Origin of the sequence: Micromonospora sp. NPDC005215, from assembly GCF_040607915.1 — a bacterium.
Taxonomy (GTDB): domain Bacteria; phylum Actinomycetota; class Actinomycetes; order Mycobacteriales; family Micromonosporaceae; genus Micromonospora.
On record NZ_JBEXHQ010000019.1, the window covers coordinates 61,565 to 81,615 of the forward strand.

The following is a 20,051-nucleotide window of genomic DNA, read 5'->3' on the forward strand; positions in this document are numbered from 1 at the left end:
TGGTTCCCTGTTGCGAGATCATCCTTGCCGGCTAGGTCGGCAAGTGCGAGGGTCATAGGTGGGCTTCCCGGCGTCTACTATGCGCAAGGTGTAGCCCTGCAGGTGCAGGTTAGGTGACCGTCCTCAAAGGTTCAGAACGGGCGAGAGGGCTGCGGACGATGCATGTTGCGAGTCCTTATTCGACCAGCGGCGGGGGTGTGACATTCGAACATGATTACGGCGGCAGGCTGCTCGCGGATCTTCTCCTGGGTCGTCCTACTGCCGGGCTCGGTGACGGTTTTGTCGTCCAAGAGGTTTGGTTCCAGCAGGCAGCGACGAGTCCAGTCGATGACATCGTGGTTGTTGGTGCCTCATCAGCGGGACAGCGCATTCTGTCAATCGGAGTGCGCAGAAACCCGGTTTTCAAGCAGAGCGACCCGAAGCTGCTCCGGCTTGTTTCGCAGTACCTGCGAATGGTCGCAGAGTTCCGCCAGGAACTGGACAGCGGCGAACGCCGTCTAGGGCTCGCCGTCTCGGCGACGCAAAGTCATGTCGCCGATTTAGTCGACCTCGTAGGGGTGGCAAGAAGCCAGAATAGCCCTGCCCGTTTCCAAGAAGCGGTTTTGGCGCGCAGCAGGACGATGCGCGCTGAATTGCAAAGAGTTACGCACGTTGTCAACGCAGCAAGGCGACTCGATGCCGAGTCGGCCAAAATCTCTTCTGACGAACTTTCCTGGAGATTCCTTGCAGCGCTGCACGTTATTCGCGTCGATTTGGATGGTGAGGATTCAGGCGGTAAGGCGGATCTTGTGACTAGCCTTACCCAGCTGACCAACGACGCTGTTGTCGCTGACCATTTACGGCTGCATCTTAGTCGACTGGCTGCGACATTTGCGCAACGTGCCGGACGTGTCGACACTGCAGTTCTGAGCCGTGAACTCTACGGCCGGTTCGATCTAGGTCTACCGGTTTCCAGACGACGGCCGACGCCATACCGTGCGCTCTTCGAAGACTACGCAGCCCGCTGCCCCGAGCTGAAGGAGCGCGATAGTGAGTTCGCGCAGTTGGGAGAATTTGCCAACGAGAGCCGGGGATACCTCCATCTTCGAGCGGGTGCATGGGCAGGCAAGACGGCCTTGGTCAGCCATCTCGCCGTTGACCCGCCGCCGCTGGTAGACATTGTCGGATTCTTTATTTCACGTCGTGGTGGAACCGTAAGAGCAGGTCAATTCCTCCACGCCACCTGCTTGCAATTAGCAGCGCTGGTAGACGAGATTGCACCGGCGGAACCGAGTCGCGCCGACTTCCTCGACTTGTGGGCCCGTGCGGCGGCGGCAGCGCGGCGTCAGCAGCGGTCAGTACTGCTCATTGTCGATGGGCTAGACGAAGATGATGCACGTCAGCTGAACGAGCCGAGTATCGCCTCGCAGCTGCCGCATCGCATCGAGATGGGCGCGAGCGTCTTGGTTACCAGCCGCAGCAACACCGACCTTCCCTCGGATGTTGATGCTCATCATCCGCTCCGTACCTGCGAAGTCTGGAACCTCTATCCATCACCCGCCGCTGCGGCGATTCAAATCCAAGCTCAACACGAGCTCGATCACATCCTTGACGAAGATGAGTTGCGCAAGATCACAGCGGTCATCGCGGTCGCCCGCGGTGGACTGACGATCCGTGACCTGGGTGAAATCCTAGGGACGAGTACCGGCCGAGTGCGAGGTTTGGCCAAGGGCCGCCTCGCTCGCGTCCTCGATCGACGAGAAGATCGGCCGCGCTCAACGACGCACTACACTATCGCCCACGACACACTTGTCGAACTGCTACGCAACGAACTGACCAGTAACGAACTCGCGTCGGCTCGATCAATGATCGACCGATGGGCGCAGGGCTGGCAAGAAGACGGCTGGCCTGCGAATACCCCGGAATATCTTGTTGAGTCTTATCCGTCGATGCTCGCCGCCGAACGAGACGGCCGCACCCTGGCCTTGCTCGCGTCCGAGAGCAGACAAGCACTACTGAGCTGGCGGACCGGTGGCGAGACGGCCGCTCTCGCCGAGTTCGCGGATGCCGCCGCGCTGCTTGCTCAGGATTGCAATTCCGACTTGCAGCTTCTGGCACGAGTCTCAGTTCTGCGTCACAACATTCATGATCGAGCCGACGCGGTACCGTCGGAATACGTTTTGGCCCTCGCCCGGATCGGGCGGCTCAACCACGCCGTGCAGCTCGCCCGCACCATCCCGTATCCAAATCTCCGATCGCACGCACTCCTGCAGATCGCGCGGCACCTACTGCCCGACGCGCCAGGTCAAGCTGCCGCCGTAGCCGCGGAAGCCGAACACGTCCCGGGCCGCCTTGACTTCGATGACCTCGTAGAACGAGTGGGCGCAGCCGTCCTGCAGGCGCTTGCCGGGGACGACGCGGCAGCGGCCCGTGCACAGGCGGCGGCGGAGGCGCTGCTCGCCGAAGCCGAGGAGGGCGACGAATGGCGGCTCTCCGCGCTTAGCGCGAGCTTCGCCCGACTCGACCACGACATGGCACGACGACTGCTCGCCAAAGCGCTGGAGGTCACCGACGAACCTGACCACCTGCTCGCGTCGAGCGCAGACGTCCTGGTCCGCCTCGACGAACTCTTTCGATTAATCGAAAATCTGGAAGGCGCCGATCCAGCCACTCGCCTCGGCGCCGGACTCAACGCCTGCAGCGTTCTCTTGAAGGATGGCGAACGCTGCTTACCCGAGGACCTCACGTCAGCGCTCGGTCAAGCGGCAGCGACCATGGCCGCACAGCTTGCACGCTCCTCAATAGAGGACGTCGACGGCGAGGACTTGCAGCTCCTCGCCAAGTCGGCCCGCTACATAGATGCTCATACCGCCCAAGTCATCATCGATCTCGTAGCGCTGCGCCCCCAGGCGGACCGTGATGTGGTCGTCGCGCTCGCCGGTGCTTACGCCGCACATGGCGTGGACCCGCGTCAAGTCCCTGACCTGGCCCTCGACGATGACATGCTCGCCGAATCGGTCGAGATCGCCTGTCAGGTCGGCGTGCTCCGCCATGCCCCTGGTATGGCCTCAGAAATCAGCGATCCGCAGCTGCGTGTAGATGCCTTCGCGCAGTGCGCGCTCGCCATGCTTGACCGGGACGACGCGGATGGCGCCCGTCACATGCTCGATAGCCTGGCAGCCGCCCTTGCTGAGGTCCGAAGTAAAGCGCAACCTGTCCTCGTCGCTGCGCTATCTGCCGCCGCCCACGAGTGTGGGCAGGGACAAGTGTCGGAAGACCTTCACCTCCAGACCTCCTATCTCCTCCACTTCAGACGGTTTGATTGGGACTTGGCCTGGGGCACGCGATTTCTTGCGTCCTGCGCCTTGCGTCATCCGGCGGGCAAGTGGTTCGACTTCTTCGATGGGGTATCACCGCATGCGCGGTTCGAATCGATTCTGGCGGCAGCCCGACTACCAGCACCGCCATCCACACCGGCTCGTCTTCTTGATCATCTCGGTAGCTTGGTAGAACAGACGGAGAGCCCGCTTCACGCGGCGGAGTTTGCTGAGTTCGCTATCGAGGTCGGAGAGCCAGCGCGCGCGCTGGCAATTCTTGCTCACAACGCTGAGGAACCAGGTTCCCTAGCCGAGCGTGTAACCGTCGCCAAGTTCAAGGCGCTACTGGCACTGGGCATGAGCAGAAGCGACGCACTCAGTTTTTATGCCGACGCGGCTGGCCGAGAGGCTGATCTAGGCCCCATCCTCGCCGTCGCGATGGCCGATGCGGGCCTCGTTGCCGAGGCCGGGACTTGTGTCCGGCTGCTTTTGCAGACCGCTGACCCCGATGCCACGCGATCCGACGGCAGATGGCCGAACGCATGGCTAACGCTCGCCTGCCGGCAGGCGGGGCTCCGAAAAGAGGCAGAACTTCTCGGCGGAGGACTTACTGGAAAGCATCTTGTCATTGTTGACCGTGATTCTTGCGGCATGGAAGATTTACCGGCCATAGTCCGGCTAGGGCTTTGGGACACATTCGCGCGCGACCTGTTGGACGCGAACGCTGCCTTCGCCATGATACTGATGGAAGATCTGGTCGACGAGATGCTCAAGCAGGGTTTCGTAGACCAGGCGGTCGGGCTGCTGGAGCACCTGCATCACGGCGAGGGCAAAGCCGTGATGCTGGCTAAGTGCGCCGCCAGAGGCGTCGAACTAGTAAGGACACGTCAACTGGTGGCGCAGTCGATGAGCCTGGAGCTTGTGCCGGAAGTGATACTCCCCGCTATCCAGCTATGCCCAGATATTCTTTACGAGATGGCATCGCTACTGCTGGGGCGGCCGATACCGAAACCACGACTCGTACCGTCCGGAATCGATAGTACCTAAGCTTTGCCGGTAAGCGGATCCACGCCTTGGGGAGGCGGGCCGGCAGCAGTGGTCGGGTGGAGGTCGTGCACGTCGAGCCAGTTGAGCAGGCCGAACAGGGCGACCAAGCGGGCTGCTCCGTTGGTCAGCACGGCGACTCGTCGGACGCTGCCGAGTGGAACCTCTCCGGTCACCGCATGTCGAGCGGCGAACGGGCGCGGCTGACCGCCCGTGCGCGGTCTGGCGCCGCTGGCCTGACAGGGGCGCGACGCAAGGAGGCCGGGTTGCCATTGTAGGTGGGTGGTGAGATGCGGTCAGGTCAGGCTGTTGAGGAGTTGGCCGGCCACGGCGTTGCCTCGACCGTGGAGGCGGGCGAGGACTTGCCGTCCGTTGTCTGCGGTAGGGCCGGAGCCGCGCAGCGGGTTCGGGGTGCGAGTGGAGATGGTAACCAGGAACTCGATGACCGCGGTGTCCAACCGCTCGCTGGTGGGGTGAGAGGAACGTTCGTGATCGGCGAGCCAGCCGACGGCGTCGTGGACGAACCCTGCCGCGGCCGGCTCCCGGAAGAAGCGAACGGCCGCGTAGGCGAAGTCGTCGTGGCCCATGTGCTCGCCGAACCACGTCGACCACGCTGGCACGGCTGCGCGGAGGGCGGCTGTCTGCTGCTCGCTGACCGGCGAGTGCCCCCACTCGCTGAGGCCGGCGACGGCGAGCGCCAGGACGCCGGTGCCGGAGTAGCCCTGCCAGGTGTTGGCGGTGGTGGCGAATCCCAGCATGTTTGCAACCAGGGCGGGGAACGCTGCTGGACACGGGTCCTTCGTGCAGGCGGTTTTCCAGACCTGGCTGAGGTAGTTGCCCACCCAGGAGGAGGCGGTGGTCCCGAGGGCGAGGATCGGCTCCCAGACCGTACGGGCCTCTGCGGCGTCGGCGCTGATCGTGACGTCGGCGAGAAGCCCACTAGCGCGACGTTCCTCGTCGTAGGGGTAGTGGGAGGAACGAGTGGCGGCCTCTGTAGAGGTCAACCCCGAGGCGAGGAACGTCGCGAGGTCGGCGGCGAACTCAACCGCCCGGGCTCGCGTGCGCGTATCCGCCGCAGCAGTAAGGGCTGTGAAGTGCGGGCGGGAGGCGACGAGGTAGCCGAGGTCGAGGGTGCGCAGTGTGCGGGAGCGGGCGTCGCGGCCGTCGGGGAAGCTGGTCGCGGCGGTGGCGGTGATCCACTCCGCCAACCGGGGCACCTCGGCGGGCAGGCTGCCGTCGGCGAAGGCGTCGAATGCGGCCTCGGCGGCAGCCTCCAGCTCCGGGAGGCCGTCGATCGGGCCGTGGCCGGGCTCGTCGTCCTCTTGGCCCACGTCGAGTCCAGCGGCTTCCTCCGGGTCGGTGTCGAAGTCGAAGTCGAGGTCGGCTTCCTGAAAGTACGGGTCGATGTCGTAGTGCGACATCGACAGCCGCGCGCAGTGCAGCGTCAGGTGCTCAAGCCGGCGCAGGTCGTCGGCGAGGTGGGGGTGTGCGGCGGCGAGGCGCATCACGGTGGTGACGGTGAGGCGGCGGGCACCGAGCAGCAGCCGCGCGATGGCCGCGCGAACAGTGACGTCGTCGGGGGTCTCGGCCCACAGTGCGGTGAGCGCTTCGGCGCAGAAGACGTCCCATTCATCGTCGGAAGGGCTATCGGGGTATGCGTGGGACCACGTGGCGGCCGAGTCGGTGAGGGGACGCATGAGCACGGCCAGGCACCACTCATCGCGGTCGGGGTGGTTCCGCAGCCAGTCGCGGGCGCACAGCACCAGCCACGCCGCGTACCCGCACCGCAGGTCCTCCACACCGCTGATGGAGCTCGGCGACTCAGCATCCGGGACGAGAGCGTCGAGTTGGGGCTGGACGGTGGCCCACTGCTCCTCGAGCTCCGTGTCGCTGGGGCGGACATGGTCGGTGATGTTGCGGCGCATGGTGTAGGCGAACGTTAACCAGCCGCGATCGCGGTCGAGGTGGTCCCGCATCTCGCGGGCTTCTTCCTCAAGGGCCGCTGGCGGGTTGTACACGAGGTAGGTCCTTCCGTCCGTGGCGCGGACGGCGTGGTAGTTCGCAATGTCGGTCGCAGCGAGCATCACCCGCCACCGGTGTGCGTCTGTCGTGGCCCAGTGCTCTCGGGCGGTAGTGAGCTGCTCGGTGAGCCGGCCGGTGACGAATGCGCCCAGGTGCACCAGGTCCAGGAGCGGGATCTTGCGGTGGTCCATCGTGTGCCACGTGCGGGCTCGCTCAGCTCGGGTGGGTTCCATGACGAGCGGGAGCACGCTGAAGGAGCGCATGTGCACGCTCATCCGGTCGTCGTCGAGTAGGTCGGCGCTGGTGACCAGGGGAGCAAGCGGGCCTTCCAGCAGTGCAGGAGTGTGGCGGGCGATGTCGGCGAGCAGTCCCCACGTCGCGACCGATCGGCTGCCGGTGAGCTGGACGAGGAGCGCGGTGATGTCGCGGCCGTCGTCGAGGGCCTTGTAAAGGTGGGCCTCCAGGGCCATCATCGCCGCCGCCAAGATGTCCGGAACCCGGTGGCCACCGTGGCTCCAGGCCAGGACGGTGGCGTCACCGACCAGCGCGACAGGCGCGCCGTCGACGAGCAGCTCGAACGCCGGCCGCTCCTGCGTGGGTCCCTGGCCGCCTGACACCGGGGCGCTGCGGGTGCGTCTCCAATGGGCGGTCGCGTGCTCGACGAGGGCGAGCACCACGTCGACGCCCTGCGGTTCGGCGTTGACGAGCATCGCCCGGAACGGCCCGCACTCGGGGATCGGATCGAAGGAGCGCGGGGCGCTGAAGATGCCGAGGCCATCACGCAGCCGGTCATGGACGTAACGGCGGTGATGGCGGTCGGAGTCGACGGCAGCCCGCAGCACCAGGTCCCGGGCCATCTGCGCGGACGCCGGCAGCAACGGCATCACGGTGTCGACGTCCAGCAAGGCTGCACGGAGTCTCGTCTGGCCGCGACGCTGGCGGCCAATGACCCGGCCGCTGTGCTCAAGCCGGCTATCAACAGGGGGCAGCAGCATGTCGAGGAAGGTGGCGACGGCGTCGGGTTCGACCGCGCCGGCGGCGATGACGCACCGCCACAGCACCGGCTCGACCGTGTCGTCGAAAAAGCCTCCACCGTCGATGTGCGTGACGATGTGCCGTCCGACCGCCAGGCCGATCACGGCAGCCTGATCGCGGGCCGGCCACGTGTCGGGGGCGTGCCGCAGCCACAGGTCGGCGATCGCGGCGACCTCCGGGGCGGCCGAGGCGACTGCGGTCTCATGCTCCGCCGCCAGGACGCGTAGGACCGGCATCCACAGCGGCCATACCGGCAGCCGCGACTGGGCGGCGGCGTACACCGCTAGGTCTGGCTCGTCGGCGAGCACAGTGATCCAACCGGAGTCCGGCACGGTCGCGGAGAACCTGAACCTGCGCAGTAGCCGTGCCAGCAGAGCGCTGTCGGCGGCGAGGCGCGACCACAGCTCGCCCAGAAGCCGGTCGGCGTCGTGGGCGTAGAACACCGCGTCGAGGTACAAGTCCGCCACGAGCGGCTGGTCAGCGGCGTCCAGAGCAGACCGGTCGGCCTCCCACCGATCGACGCCCTGCTCGCGGAGCACGCCGGCGGCGTACAGGCGAATCGCTCGGTGCCACGACGGCAGCGCCGCCTTCTCCGCGATCACGCCGATGACGTCGTCACGGGAGCGCAGGTAATGCAACAGCGTCCAGTCGTCGAACAGATCGTGGGCGAAGGAAACCCGGCCGTCGACCTCGGCGAGGATCCCGTCGACGCGCAGCTGGTCGACCAGCCCAACGGCGTCGACCGGGAGGTCGTCCAGGGGAGTCTGGGCCCGCAGACGGTCGGCCTGCTCGACGGCGATCCGCCGCAGCAACGTCTGACGGGCGGCGCCGTTCGGGCCCGCTCCGGCCAACCGCTGCCACCACAAACCAGCGATCGACGGCTCGTCACGGATAGCGGCAACCGTAGCCCCGGGCACCCGCAGCACCAGGTCGAGGACCTTCGGGCGCCGGACGACACCACCGAGCCCACCAGCGACGATCACCGCGGCCAGGTCCGGGTGCCCGCGCAACACCAGATTGACGTCTGCGTCAGACAGGTCCCCCATCACGAGCGGGACGGCCTGCGGGCCGTTGGCCTGCACCAAGCGCTCCGACACTCGAGGGAACTCCGACTGCTGCGAGGTGATCAACAACCGGATCCGACCGCCGATGTCGGCCGAGAGGCGTGCCAGGGCGGCCGTCGCGGCGAACGGCTCGTCGGTGTAGACCCGGTCGAGGCCGTCAACGACGACGCGGACCTCCCCGGGGGCAAGCGTCAGGACTTCCTCCAGGCCCCGGGTCAGCCCGAGTCGCGCGCCGACGCCGGCCTCGAGGTCCGCGGCCGACAGCCAAACCGTCCGGTGCATGCCCGGAGCAGCCAGCCACCTCTTGGCCGCCACGGTCTTACCGCAGCCCGACGGCCCCGACAGCACGTTAACCGCCCCGGCCTTGGCGAGCACGGCGGTCACGTCCTCACGGACCAGGACCACGTCGTCGCCGAGCCGGTCCCGGACCCGGGCCATCATGCTGGTGGTGTGCGCGGTGAGAAGGCCCCAGTCCGGGGCTACATCCGGGCGCAGCTGGAACGCAAACTGCCCGCCCAGCCGGTCAGCCAAAAGCTGCCACGTGACTGCCCCGCCTTTGGGCCGCAGGTCAGCGACCACCTCGAGCAGCGCCGTCCACAGATCCACAGCCCTCCCGGCCTGCTGCGGGACGAGCGCGGCCCGGCACCAACGGATCGCGTCCGCGATCGCCTGGGAGGTAGGAGTGAGGAAATCTAGACGCAGAGGCAGAAGCAAGGCCAGCAGCCGGGCGGGAGAGGAGTCGACGTCGATCCCGTGCTGCTCGGCAAGCTCCGTCGGACACTTCGCCGACTCCCACAGCGAGCGCTTCGCCACGTTGAACGCGCCAGGCACGCCGATCCGCGAGGCGATGCCAGCCTGGTCGGCCGCGGCCTCCCCGATCAGCTCCGCGAGCTCGACCCAGGTGCCCTGCGCCGCCGACCCTGACACCAGACCGACCCGGTCTGCAGCGCGCCGGAACCTGTCGGCAAGGATGTCGCGCCAGGCGGCCTCCACGAACTCCGTGTGCAGCCTGGCGCCGGTCAACATGTCGAACGACTTCACCGACGCCGACCACCGCGGCCCACCGGCCGCGTCACCGGTGACGACCATGTCGTCGAGGAAAAACCCCGACGCACTGCCCTGGAACCGCACCTCCACCGGGACCGCGACCCCGACGCCCAGCGGCATCTCGCCAGCGGCCATCCCAGCGGCGAACCACGCACCAACACGGTCTTCGAAATTGAAGCCGCCACCGCCAGTGATGAACGCCGTCGCCACCAAGCGCCCGTCCGACGCCTCTCTGCTCGACATCGCCTGAGGCTACCGGCCCGCACCCCACCCGGCCGCTCCACTGCCCGAGACGAGCCAGGCCACTTCGGACCGACGTGGTGTTGGGGCATTAGCGGGCGTTGCGGCGGCACCAGCCTCATTGCGATGCACCTGGTAGCGGACCAGGCCGACGTCTCTTCACGCTGCCTGGATGCCCAGAGCGGCGGCGAGGTGCACCAGGGATGAAGGTCGGCCGTGTCGGCGGCCCGCAGTCGCCAGCGAGCACCGTTGGCCGCCCCGGCCGCAAAGTCGGCTGTCGGATATGCCCATTCCTGCGGATGGCACAATTGGCACAGCTTTCCTGGATGGCACTGTGCCATCTGTGCCATCGTCAGTTCATGACTCCGATCCCGCTGTCCCAATGGGCCGACCAGAACGGCGTGCCGCGCCGTACCGCCTACAACTGGGCCAAGAACGGCAAGCTCAACGTGCCGATCCATCGCACCCTCACCGGCCGCCTGGTCGTGCTCGACGACGACGAGACACCCGGTGATGCCCATCCGTTCGTGGCCGCCTACGCCGAGGCGCTGAGCCTGCCCGTCGGCGTGCACTCCGGCGACCTGCACCACTCGCCGGTCCTCGAGGCTTGGGGTGTGGACCTGTACGACACGGTCGCCGACGACTTGCGTCCCGTGGTGCTGCAGCTGGCCCTCGCGGCGGCGTGCGCCCGCCCGAAGCGGGACGCGTGGTGGCGACTGACTGACTGGCTCGGGCGCGTCGAGCTGGCCGACTGGTACACCTCGACCGGCTTCCCTGAAGTAGCTGCGCTCATCAGTGGGCGGCAGCCGATCACCGACCAGGACAGTTACCTCGACTGGTGGCCGTGTGGCGTCGGCTCGCACGAGTTCTGGCAGGACTTCGACGCCGCCGCGGCGCAGGCCGTCGCCGGCGCCGGGCTCGGCCCGTCCGAGCACAATGACGCGGTCTCGTGGCTCACCGAGTCGGCCCTGACGGACAACATCGCGATCGCCGGGCGCCGTGAGAGCCTGCGCAACCGGCTCGACAAGCTGGCCGGTAGCACCACCGACCACGAGCAGATTCCCACCATCCCTGACCGCAGCGACCTGTGGAGCCTGCGCGGTATGTATCCCGAGCCGGCCTGGGCCATCGCCCGTCCCCACGCCCGGCGCACCGCGCAGAGCATCTGCGCCATCGTTGGCTGGGATCCCGAGAGCCCGGCACCGCCCGACGGACACCCGCTGCGCGAGATCGGCTACCGGGCCTGCCTGCACGCCAGCGAGGCCGCTCTCGTCCCTTACGTGCACGACGCCCACCTGCGCGAGATCGACGCCTTCCGTCGCGTCGCCTTCGGCAAGCCATGGCACCTCATCACGACATGAGGAGGCTGCGACGGTGGGTGTCTCGGTCAGCCACAGGGAGAGCAGCACGCCGCAGTGCAATCCATCGGTTTCGCGGTGCCGCTGATCGAGATCCGGGCTTAGCCACGTCAGGGGGTGTGAGTCCAGTCCCGTCCATGGTTGGTGTCTCTGTCGGCTATCCGCCACGCGCTGGCGAGCAGTGCCTTCTCGTAGTGCGATGACCATGTGGGGCGGGCACTAAGGGAGTACCGTCGCGAGTCCGGTGCCCTGCTGGGCACGATCGCCGTCGGCCTGGCTATCAACGTCGTGACGGCGCGCACGGACAGCTGGCGTGGGCCGTGGCGGTTTGTCCTTGACTACGCCTACCTCTGGCTCCCACTCTGCGTCGTCCTGTGGCTCAGCTGGCGCTTCTTCGTCCATCGCCGCACAGCGGTCACGTGGCGCGGCACGGAAAGCCCATACCCCGGCCTCGCCCCGTTCACGGCGGAGCGCGCGGGCGTCTTCTTTGGGCGCGACCGCGAGGCAAGGGACGTACTGAACCGACTGGAGCGCTCGGGGCCGGCGCCGGCGACCCGGATAGTTACGGTCGTCGGCCCGTCGGGAGTGGGTAAATCCTCGCTGATCCGCGCGGGTGTCCTCGCTCGACTACCACGGCGTTGGACCGTAATGGGTCCGCTACGTCCGGCCACCGACCCGTTCATGAGCCTCGCCGCGGCTCTAGAGGATGGCCCAAAGGCTGTACTGGAGACGGCGCGACTGCTGCGGGAAGAAGCAGCCTCTCCGGAAGCCCCACTCGGCGTTGTGCCAAGCTTCCTCGCCGCCGCCCGCGGCCCTGTACTGCTCGTTGTCGACCAGGCCGAAGACCTGTACACGATGACCGGCGAGCATGACCGGGCCCAGTGGTGGAGCCTGCTGACCCGAACGCTGACGGTGCTGCCGGAACTGCGCCTGCTGGTGGCGATCCGGCCCGAGTTCCGCCGCCGGCTCACCGATCAGCAGGCTGGCTTCATCACCCGACCGGTGGCCATCGGTCTGCTGGATCCGGCCCGCATCCGACAGGCCATCGCGGGGCCTGCCCGGGCTGCCGGACTCACGTTCGAGGACGACCTCATCGACCGCATGACCGCCGATGCCACGGTCGGTGACGCGCTTCCCCTGCTCAGCCACCTGCTGCAACGTCTGCACCTACAGTCCGATCGCCAACACATCACGGTGGCCCAGTACGAACAGGCGGGGGAGGTGGGTGGTGCCATCGCAGCTCACGCCGAGCAGATCTACGAATCCCTCACCGAGCGGTACCCCCAGCGCGCCGTCGACTCTGCTCTGCTGCGCGGCATCGCTATGGAAGGTAAAGAAACGGTACGAAGGACGATCGAACGATCTGACCTCGATACCACCGCAGCGAGCATCCTTGAGGAGTTCAGGGCAGCCCGTCTGATCATCGACGTCGAGGACGGCACCTGCCTCGAATTGACCCACGACGCCCTGTTCCGCCAGTGGCGACGACTCGCCTCTCTGATCAGCGCCAACGAGGAGCGCCTGCACCGCATCACCAGGCTTGAGCACCGCGCGGCAGCATGGCAATCGGACCCACACACAGACGACCTCTTGCGCGGCCGAACGCTCGCCGATGCCCTCGCGCTCGCAGCCGAGGCACCCCTCTCCAGCGCAGCCCGACGCCTGCTCGACGCCTCTCAAGAGTTCGATCACCAGGACCGTGTCCGACAGTCCGAGCGGATTGCCGAGTTGGCGCAACAGGTGCGCCGGCAGGACCCCGAACTGGCCGTGGCACTGGCCCACACCGCGCTACACGAGTTGCCACCCACCCCGGCAGCGACGACGACGCGCTGGGCCCTAACCGCCACGTCACGAACACGGCACCTCACCATCGGGCACACCACCGGCATCACCTCCGCAGTCTGGCTGCCCGACAGGGAGGCCCTGCGCACCGCCGACAAGACGGGGCGCGTCTGCACCTGGGACGACGCCGGTCGCCTTGCCGAGGTCACCTTTGCCGCTGACGGGGATGGGTACGGGCACACACTGCTGAGTGCCAGCGGCACCCTCGCCCTCACCCAGCACGATCGAGGTGCCACGCTCTGGCGCGTCGCGGATGGCTACACCCTGGGCAGCCGAAGGGGGAGTTTTGCAGCATCGCTCGACTCATTTTCGTGGCGCGACGATGTCTGTTTCGCGGGCCAGTTCGACTACCGGACCGTTGACATCTGCCGCTTAGACGACGACGTCCCACAGTTGGTCACCAGCATCCCGGCCGCACACGTTCGCGCCACAGCATGGTCTCCGCAGGGTGACCGGCTGGCCATCGCCTCAGACGACCTGCTGCTCGTGGTCAGCGTTGGCGAGCAGGCGTCGGAGGTCTTGCGACGGCAGGTAGCGTGGTCAGACCCGGTGGTGTGTTGGGCACCCGACGGAATCCGACTCGCCGTCTCAGCCGCTCCGGCATTCACAATGCGCCGCACTGAGATCGTCGCATCGACGCGCCGCACGCTGTGGATTTACAACACCGACACGGGCCAGGCCGCCGAAAGCGCACCGCCGGGCATGACCGAAACCATTGCATGGTCACCTGTCGAGGATGTCATCGCCTACGCCTTGCGTCGAACGCGAGACCATAATCGTGTGGCTTTGTTCGACGTCGGAAGCGGCAGGACCGTTGAGCGGCGGGCGCGCCCTCACCAGATCAGCACGATTGCCTGGTCTTCCGATGGTAAACGAATCGGCTTGGGAACCTCATTTCACAATGTCGAGATGTGGGACGTGAACGGCCGAAGCTTCCGCCGCCTGCCCACCGGAAGCCTACGAGATATTTCTTGGTCGCCGGACCTCAGGCGCGTCACTGTAAAGCGGCTCGGAACGACACCAGAGATCATCGAAGTGGACGAGGTGATGCCGCCGCTGCGGCTCGGGGACGACGATTGCCTGTCGATCGCGTTCTCACCACTAGGTGACCTGGTTGCCACCGCGATGCAAGAGCAGGTCACCGTGTGGGACTCGCGATCCGGTGTCTCTCGGATGCAGTGGGGCGCGCAACCGCGACAAGCTCAGAGACATATAGCGACATCGACGCCACTACCATGGGTTTATGGACTCGCCTGGTCCGGCGACGGCTCGCGGCTGGCTGTCCATACGCATTGCTTTTTCGGCAGAACACCACCCGCTCTCTCGGTCTGGGACGTGGCCAAAGCGCAGCGCCTAGCAGTTCTCGACGGAGGTGAAGACAGCACAGGAACGATTTGCTGGTCCCCGGATTCAAGCCTCATAGCTGCAGTCGCCGGCAAACACAACGTGAGCTTGTGGCGAGGAGACGACTACACCCTCGTCCACCAGTGGCGAACCGAAGGGCCCGACGAGGTAGCAGCCCTGGCCTGGTCGGATGACTCCACCAGACTCGCCGCCGCCGTCAGCAACCACGTCGAAATCTGGAACGTAGCGCAGAAGCAAGTCGGCTCACGCTGTCTCGGCCACACGGGCAACGTCGAACACCTCACCTGGGCAATCGACGGGCACCGTCTCGCGACCATCAGCGATGACTACATGCTCTACATCTGGCGCGCTCAAGAGGGACGGCCTCTCGGCGTACTTGACATACCTCGTGGGGTAGTGCGCAGCCTGTCGTGGCAAGACGCCCTCATCATCGCCTACGACGACGGCACGATCATGAGCTGGGACGTATGCAATAACCCTGCGCAGGTTCCGGCTGAAGGCAGTGAGCCCCGTGCGATCAACAGTGAAGAACGCGAACGATATGGCTTGCCACGAAAGCCAGTCGACTGAGAGTTCACCAGCGTCCAAAACGGCTCTCCTGGTGGCCCGCCGATGTCAGACAGAGAGGCCGTGGCGGACTGAGTCCAACTTATCGGCTGTACACTTACACATGGTTATGGCGGCCAGTATTGAGCTAGTCCTGGCCGTACCGTAACCTATGAGCATGTGCACCCCAGAATTGTGCACATATGATGCGTACAAGAGTTCGAATCCCCCCTCGGACACAGATTTGAAGCATCCCTGCTGCACTTGACGTACTGGTGGTCAAGCTCGCTTGACCACGCGGGTCGCATCTTCGCGACAGTCTCGACGGATGCGACGCTCGGCGGTGGTGGTCGCCGTGGTTGAAGTGACCGTGGCTCCGCTCATCCCGCCGTTGATGCCTCCCGAGCAGGGCGAGGGGAATGGTCGGCGGCCAGGCGTGCTGCGGCGTCCTCCATTGCCCTTACCCGACCTCCCCATACCCCGGGCAGGCTCGTCGGTCTACGGCCTGGCTGCTATCGATGTCAGTGGTCGGATCGCTGATCGTATGATCGTCCGCGCTCTCGGATGGGGCGGCGGTACCCGTCTTCATATTTACGAGAGCGCCGGGCTCATCGTCGTCCGTCTGGACCCGCAGGGCGTCTTCACCCTGACGGGTCAAGGTCATCTACATCTGCCGGCAGCCGTTCGAAAATGGTGCGGCCTCAAGCCGGGCGACCGGTTGCTGCTGGCGGCGGACCCCGATGGTGGCGTGCTTGTCCTGCATCCACCCGCGGCCTTGGATGCGGTGGTCGCTCAAATACACGCTGCTGCTCTCTGCGGTGAACAGCATGAGTGACACGGCGAGCCAGGCCGAACTGGATGCCGCTCGGTTGTTGCTCGCGAGGATGGGCATCTCGCCCGCTGACCTCATTGAGGCGGCGACGAAGCGTCCGCAAGCGCCGACGTTCGCAGATTACATACCGATCGTGTCGGCGGCGGTCAGCGATGGACCCGGCGTGCCTACGGATCGTATTGGAAGCGGGTCTTGGAACAGTGGGGGCCGAGGCGACTCAATGAACCGACCCCGTCGGAGATCGAGCAGCTTGCGGAGTACGTGAAGACGCACGTGGTAGCTCGGCGAAACGCACGAGGTGGCCGAAGTGCGGCAGAGCACCTGATCGCCGCGCTGCGGTGCCTCTACCGGCGGGCCGTCGCTGACGGACACATCGCTGCGGCGGATAACCCGGCTCTCAAGGTAGCCAAGCCACGGCGCTTGCCCAGCACGCGGCGAGCAGTGGCCGACACACGGTTGGCAGAGATTAATGCCGTCGCGGCGAGTACAGGTGATGATCCGGCATTGGACAGCCTCCTGCTTCGGCTACACACCGAGACGGCATGTCGCCGGGGTGGCGCGTTGGCACTTCGGCCGGTCGACCTGGACCCGGAACAGTGCCTAATCCTCCTGCGGGAGAAGGGCGACACGGTGCGCTGGCAGCCGGTGTCGCCAACCCTCATGAGGCACTTGCAGTCGCATGCCGAGGAGCGAGGTGCGACGGGGGCAGGTCAATTGCTGCGGTATCGCAACGGGCAGCCCATCACGTACCGCCGCTACGACCACCTGTGGGTGCGGATCGGCGAGCATTTGCAGTGGGTGTATGTCCAGCAGATCAGTACGCACTGGCTGCGACACACGACGCTGACGTGGGTTGAGCGGAATTTTGGCTACGCTGTGGCCCGCGAGTACGCGGGGCATTCCGGTGGTGGCAGTGACGCCGGCACCACCACCACGTACGTTCGCGCGAGCCTCCACGAGGTTGCCGTCGCCTTGGCGGCTCTCACGGGCGAGCCTCATCCTCTAGCCTGAAGTGAGCGGGTGGGTGCGCCCGGTTGCGTCCACGGAAGTGGTGTACGACTTGCCCGTGTTGGGCGTGTTGCGTAGATGAGAGACGGCCATCGCGTCGATCCTTCAAGACGACCAAGTCAGAGAAGGAAGAGAGAACGCGATGGCCGCATCAGAGAGTGTAAACCCTGTTGACCTGCTGCGCGAGCAGATCGAGAGCGCGTCGCCGGACGTGTTGCAGGCGATGATCAAGACGTTCGTGCAGGCGGTGATGTCCGCGGAAGCGGACGCGATCTGTGGCGCCGGCTATGGGCAGCGCAGCGACGAGCGGGTCAACTCCCGCAACGGTTATCGGCCGCGAGAGTGGGACACCAGGGCGGGCACGATCGACCTGGCCATCCCGAAGTTGCGGCACGGCAGCTACTTTCCGGACTGGCTGCTGACGCACCGCCGTCGGGCCGTCGAACAGACCATCGCCCTGCTGCACTGGTTCCGCCGTCTGCGCATCCGCTGGGAGATCCGCGACGACATCCACGAAGCCTTCCTCACCCTCGCCTGCGCCATCATCTGCTGGCGCCGACTCCAACACTCAAAGAGTTAGGAGTTCTTAGCCTGGCGGGTCAAGAAGCCGGAGCCTGCCAGACCGTGATTGTCAGGGTGTCGTACTTGCTGATCAACGACGCGGTGACCGTGATGCTAGCGACGACGTTGTGACCTACGTAGCAGAACGATGTGCCAGCCTTGGGAAAGCTGAGGTATCGGGTGAAACGTGTGCTGTTGACGCAGCGGGAGTAGGTGGGAGAGCCAGGATCAAGGATCGCCAACGTTCCCTGTTCATCGGAGTTGTACTGCTGGCTCATGAACTGGAGGAACGGCTCGGTGCCGGTGCTCACATCGACAGGCCGGGAAGGGCTTGCCCCGAAGGTGAGGCCGTATCCACCGGGTAGATCGACGTTGAACTGACTCAACATGCTGCCGGGTTCGGAAGCGCCGTGGCTAGCCTTCGAGGTGGCGTGTGTGGCGGTTGTCGGACTTTCGGCGATCGGGGTCTGCGTCTGTGGGGTGGGCGCTGGTGTACTGACTTGAGTCGCGAAGAAACCGGCGGCAGCCAGGGCTCCGACGAGAGCGGCGATCAGCGTGGCGATGGCGGTGATCCAGGCCGGGCCGAGTTCGGCGAGGGTCGGCCTCTTCCTGGGGGTGCCGTCGGTTGTCATCATTCCGCCGGTTGCCAGTGCAGGTGGGTGGGCCGCTTACAGGTCGCGATGAACTCCGTCCCGGCTCGCCGGGCGTGGATTGGGCTCACTCGTAGCTCGTTAGGTTCGGGGTAGACCGGGTGTCCGCCGTAGTCGAACCGGAGTTCGGTCGGTCCGGGCTCGCGATACGGCTTGTAGCCGTACCCGCCGCCGTCGCCCATCCAACGCACGAACGCCCGATCCGGATGGCCGAGCCCGACTTCGAGGCAGTCCGGGAAGTCCTCGTCGAACGAGGACAAGTGCTCGCTGCCAGCCGGTAGGACCGTGACGACGAACGAGCGCACGGCATCGGCGGCCTGTGCGGCGATGCCATCAAGCGCGATGTCCACCTCGGCAACGGTGGCGACCGTTCGGCTCTCGCCGGTCCAGATCATCCGATAACTCACGCTGCGATCGCCTTCCCGGTGCCCTCGTACGTGCGGTGGAATCGGGGTCCGTCTGCTTCTACCACCTACACGGTAAGGCTGCTTTTACCACCTACACGGTAAGGCGTGACCCAGCCGGGATGACATGAGGGAGTAGTTCGTCGCAGCCGAACGGCCGATCATCGCACGGCGCCAGCGACGCCTGACCTACCCGCCTGGTTGGGGTTACTCCTCCTCGTCCTGCCGCGTCTCGTTGCGATCTGCCGGCTTGGTCGGCGCGGTCGGGGAATCCGTTTTGGGCGGTCGGCGAATCGGGCTCGCGCTTGGCCGCCACGCGGATCCGGTCTGCCGCGTCGCGGTCCATCGGATTTTTCTTCGGCATGGTGTCGCCGTCGCAGGGCTCCGCCGCATCGGCCACGCAGCCTGGATCACCGCCGTGCTGCCGGTGGAGGACACGCTGCCCGCGGCGGCGCCGGCACGATCGTGATCACCACCCGCACCGCCGGACACTGCTACCACCGAACTCGTCGCCCGACTCGCTGGGGTCGTCTCTGACGAGCCGAGGGAAGCAATCATCCGCTCACCGCCCTCGCAGCAACCGCCGAACGCACCATGCGGCGTAACCTGAGCGGACACTGCCACAGTCCGATCGGCAGCTCGCCCAAGTCGGGCCGGACCAGACGATATGGCTGCTTGCAGCCGTCGACAGCCGCGATGGCTCCGAGCAGCTGACCGCCACCGAGTAGGGGCCGGCTGCGTAAGCCACAGACTTGGCTACCGGGTCGCCGGCAAATTGCTGGCCGCGAGCGCACGGGAGCTAATCAACTCTGCCGTCGCTCGCTGACCACCCGCGTTGCGGCAGTCGTTGCGTATCTCAGGCCGCTGCTCCGGCAATAGTTCATCGCGTGAGAGCAACCGCATGTTTTACGGGCAACGCACACCCAGTCCGGTGCCGCCGATCATTACAACCCGGAGCGCGACGGCCCCCTGGCGTCACCCTTTCAGCGTCCTCACCAGTGGAACCCACGAGGTTGATCATGCAGGCGTCCCCAGTGCACCCACCCGTCCATGGCGTCACCGCCGCGAGGCCCACCCGTCACCCGCGTGCTGCTGCGACGGCGGCGTGGTCATGAACCTGGGCATCATCGGTCAGGCGGTGGCCCTGTTCGCTGTCACTAACATCGACGACATCCTTATCCTGGCCCTGTTCTTCGCCCGAGGTGCCGGGCGCCGGGACACCACCCGCAACATCGTCGCCGGGCAGTACCTCGGGTTCGCCGGCATCCTCGCCGTCGCTGTCGCGGCCGCCTTCGGCGCGACGTTCCTCCCCGACGAAGCCGTGCCCTACCTCGGACTGCTCCCGCTCGCCCTGGGCATCAAGACCGCGGTCCAAACATGGCGACCCCGCACCGACAACGCTGACGACGAGACCAGCACCGGCGAAGACGCGCCAGGCATCGCCGCCGTGGCGGCGGTGACGCTCGCCAACGGCGGCGACAACATCGGCGTCTACGTCCCGGTCTTCGCGACTGCCGGCGTCGGCGGCATGAGCGTCTACGTGATCGTCTTCCTGCTCCTGGTCGCGGTCTGGGTCGCCGCCGGCCGATTCTTCGCCACCCGCCCGATCATCGCCAAGGCACTCAGCCGCTGGGGTCACATCCTGCTGCCCGTCGTCCTGATCGGCATCGGACTGCTCATCCTCATCGAAGGCGGCGCCTTCGGCCTGTGACACCGTGCATCCCGACGGCGCGGCGA

General features: G+C 66.2%; 10 protein-coding genes. 7 read left to right on the forward strand and 3 right to left on the reverse strand.

The genetic code is table 11. The annotated features are described in order from the left end of the window. Positions 1 to 113: 113 nt before the first annotated feature. Positions 114 to 4,343: a hypothetical protein gene (locus ABZU25_RS16540; RefSeq protein ID WP_355030184.1), complete on the forward strand. Its 4,230-nt coding sequence runs from the start codon at positions 114 to 116 to the stop codon at positions 4,341 to 4,343. Positions 4,344 to 4,636: 293 nt separating this feature from the next. Here ABZU25_RS16540 and ABZU25_RS16545 read toward each other — a convergent pair whose 3' ends face one another. Beyond that, positions 4,637 to 9,751: a hypothetical protein gene (locus ABZU25_RS16545; protein WP_355030185.1), complete on the reverse strand. Its 5,115-nt coding sequence runs from the start codon at positions 9,749 to 9,751 to the stop codon at positions 4,637 to 4,639. Between the two features lie 356 nt (positions 9,752 to 10,107). Between ABZU25_RS16545 and ABZU25_RS16550 the strand changes: the two genes are divergently transcribed. The 5 genes from ABZU25_RS16550 to ABZU25_RS16570 all read left to right on the forward strand — a co-directional run bounded on the left by ABZU25_RS16550 (position 10,108) and on the right by ABZU25_RS16570 (position 17,279). Beyond that, positions 10,108 to 11,109 (forward strand): hypothetical protein, encoded by a 1,002-nt coding sequence (locus ABZU25_RS16550; protein WP_355030186.1) that lies wholly within the window; start codon positions 10,108 to 10,110, stop codon positions 11,107 to 11,109. A 204-nt stretch (positions 11,110 to 11,313) separates the two neighbouring features. Further along, positions 11,314 to 14,883, forward strand: coding sequence for an NACHT and WD repeat domain-containing protein (locus ABZU25_RS16555; protein ID WP_355030187.1), 3,570 nt, complete (start codon positions 11,314 to 11,316; stop codon positions 14,881 to 14,883). Between the two features lie 304 nt (positions 14,884 to 15,187). Continuing rightward, positions 15,188 to 15,694, forward strand: coding sequence for an AbrB/MazE/SpoVT family DNA-binding domain-containing protein (locus ABZU25_RS16560; RefSeq protein ID WP_355030188.1), 507 nt, complete (start codon positions 15,188 to 15,190; stop codon positions 15,692 to 15,694). Between the two features lie 438 nt (positions 15,695 to 16,132). Beyond that, positions 16,133 to 16,702 (forward strand): site-specific integrase, encoded by a 570-nt coding sequence (locus tag ABZU25_RS16565; protein ID WP_355030189.1) that lies wholly within the window; start codon positions 16,133 to 16,135, stop codon positions 16,700 to 16,702. A gap of 139 nt (positions 16,703 to 16,841) precedes the next feature. Beyond that, positions 16,842 to 17,279, forward strand: a complete 438-nt coding sequence (locus ABZU25_RS16570) for a transposase (RefSeq protein WP_355030190.1) — start codon at positions 16,842 to 16,844, stop codon at positions 17,277 to 17,279. A 19-nt stretch (positions 17,280 to 17,298) separates the two neighbouring features. On the opposite strand, the gene ABZU25_RS16575 is transcribed toward ABZU25_RS16570, so the two are convergent. Together ABZU25_RS16575 and ABZU25_RS16580 are read right to left on the reverse strand one after the other, a co-directional pair. Next, positions 17,299 to 17,892: a hypothetical protein gene (locus ABZU25_RS16575; RefSeq protein WP_355030191.1), complete on the reverse strand. Its 594-nt coding sequence runs from the start codon at positions 17,890 to 17,892 to the stop codon at positions 17,299 to 17,301. Next, positions 17,892 to 18,305 carry an Imm1 family immunity protein gene (locus ABZU25_RS16580; RefSeq protein WP_355030237.1) on the reverse strand — a complete coding sequence of 138 codons (414 nt, stop codon included), beginning with the start codon at positions 18,303 to 18,305 and terminating at the stop codon, positions 17,892 to 17,894. Before ABZU25_RS16580 ends, ABZU25_RS16575 begins: the two co-directional genes overlap by 1 nt. A 1,120-nt stretch (positions 18,306 to 19,425) precedes the next feature. On the opposite strand from ABZU25_RS16580, the gene ABZU25_RS16585 reads away from it, so the two are divergent. Continuing rightward, the gene (locus ABZU25_RS16585) at positions 19,426 to 20,025 is read left to right on the forward strand and encodes a cadmium resistance transporter (protein ID WP_355030192.1); all 600 of its coding nucleotides are present in this window, start codon (positions 19,426 to 19,428) and stop codon (positions 20,023 to 20,025) included. Positions 20,026 to 20,051 lie beyond the last annotated feature (26 nt).

Coding starts and splice junctions, on each gene's coding strand:
- ABZU25_RS16545 (WP_355030185.1), bottom strand. CDS start 9,751: ATGTCGAGCAGAGAGGCGTCGGACGGGCGCTTGGTGGCGACGGCGTTC.
- ABZU25_RS16550 (WP_355030186.1), top strand. CDS start 10,108: ATGACTCCGATCCCGCTGTCCCAATGGGCCGACCAGAACGGCGTGCCG.
- ABZU25_RS16560 (WP_355030188.1), top strand. CDS start 15,188: ATGCGACGCTCGGCGGTGGTGGTCGCCGTGGTTGAAGTGACCGTGGCT.
- ABZU25_RS16570 (WP_355030190.1), top strand. CDS start 16,842: ATGGCCGCATCAGAGAGTGTAAACCCTGTTGACCTGCTGCGCGAGCAG.
- ABZU25_RS16575 (WP_355030191.1), bottom strand. CDS start 17,892: ATGACAACCGACGGCACCCCCAGGAAGAGGCCGACCCTCGCCGAACTC.
- ABZU25_RS16580 (WP_355030237.1), bottom strand. CDS start 18,305: ATGATCTGGACCGGCGAGAGCCGAACGGTCGCCACCGTTGCCGAGGTG.
- ABZU25_RS16585 (WP_355030192.1), top strand. CDS start 19,426: ATGAACCTGGGCATCATCGGTCAGGCGGTGGCCCTGTTCGCTGTCACT.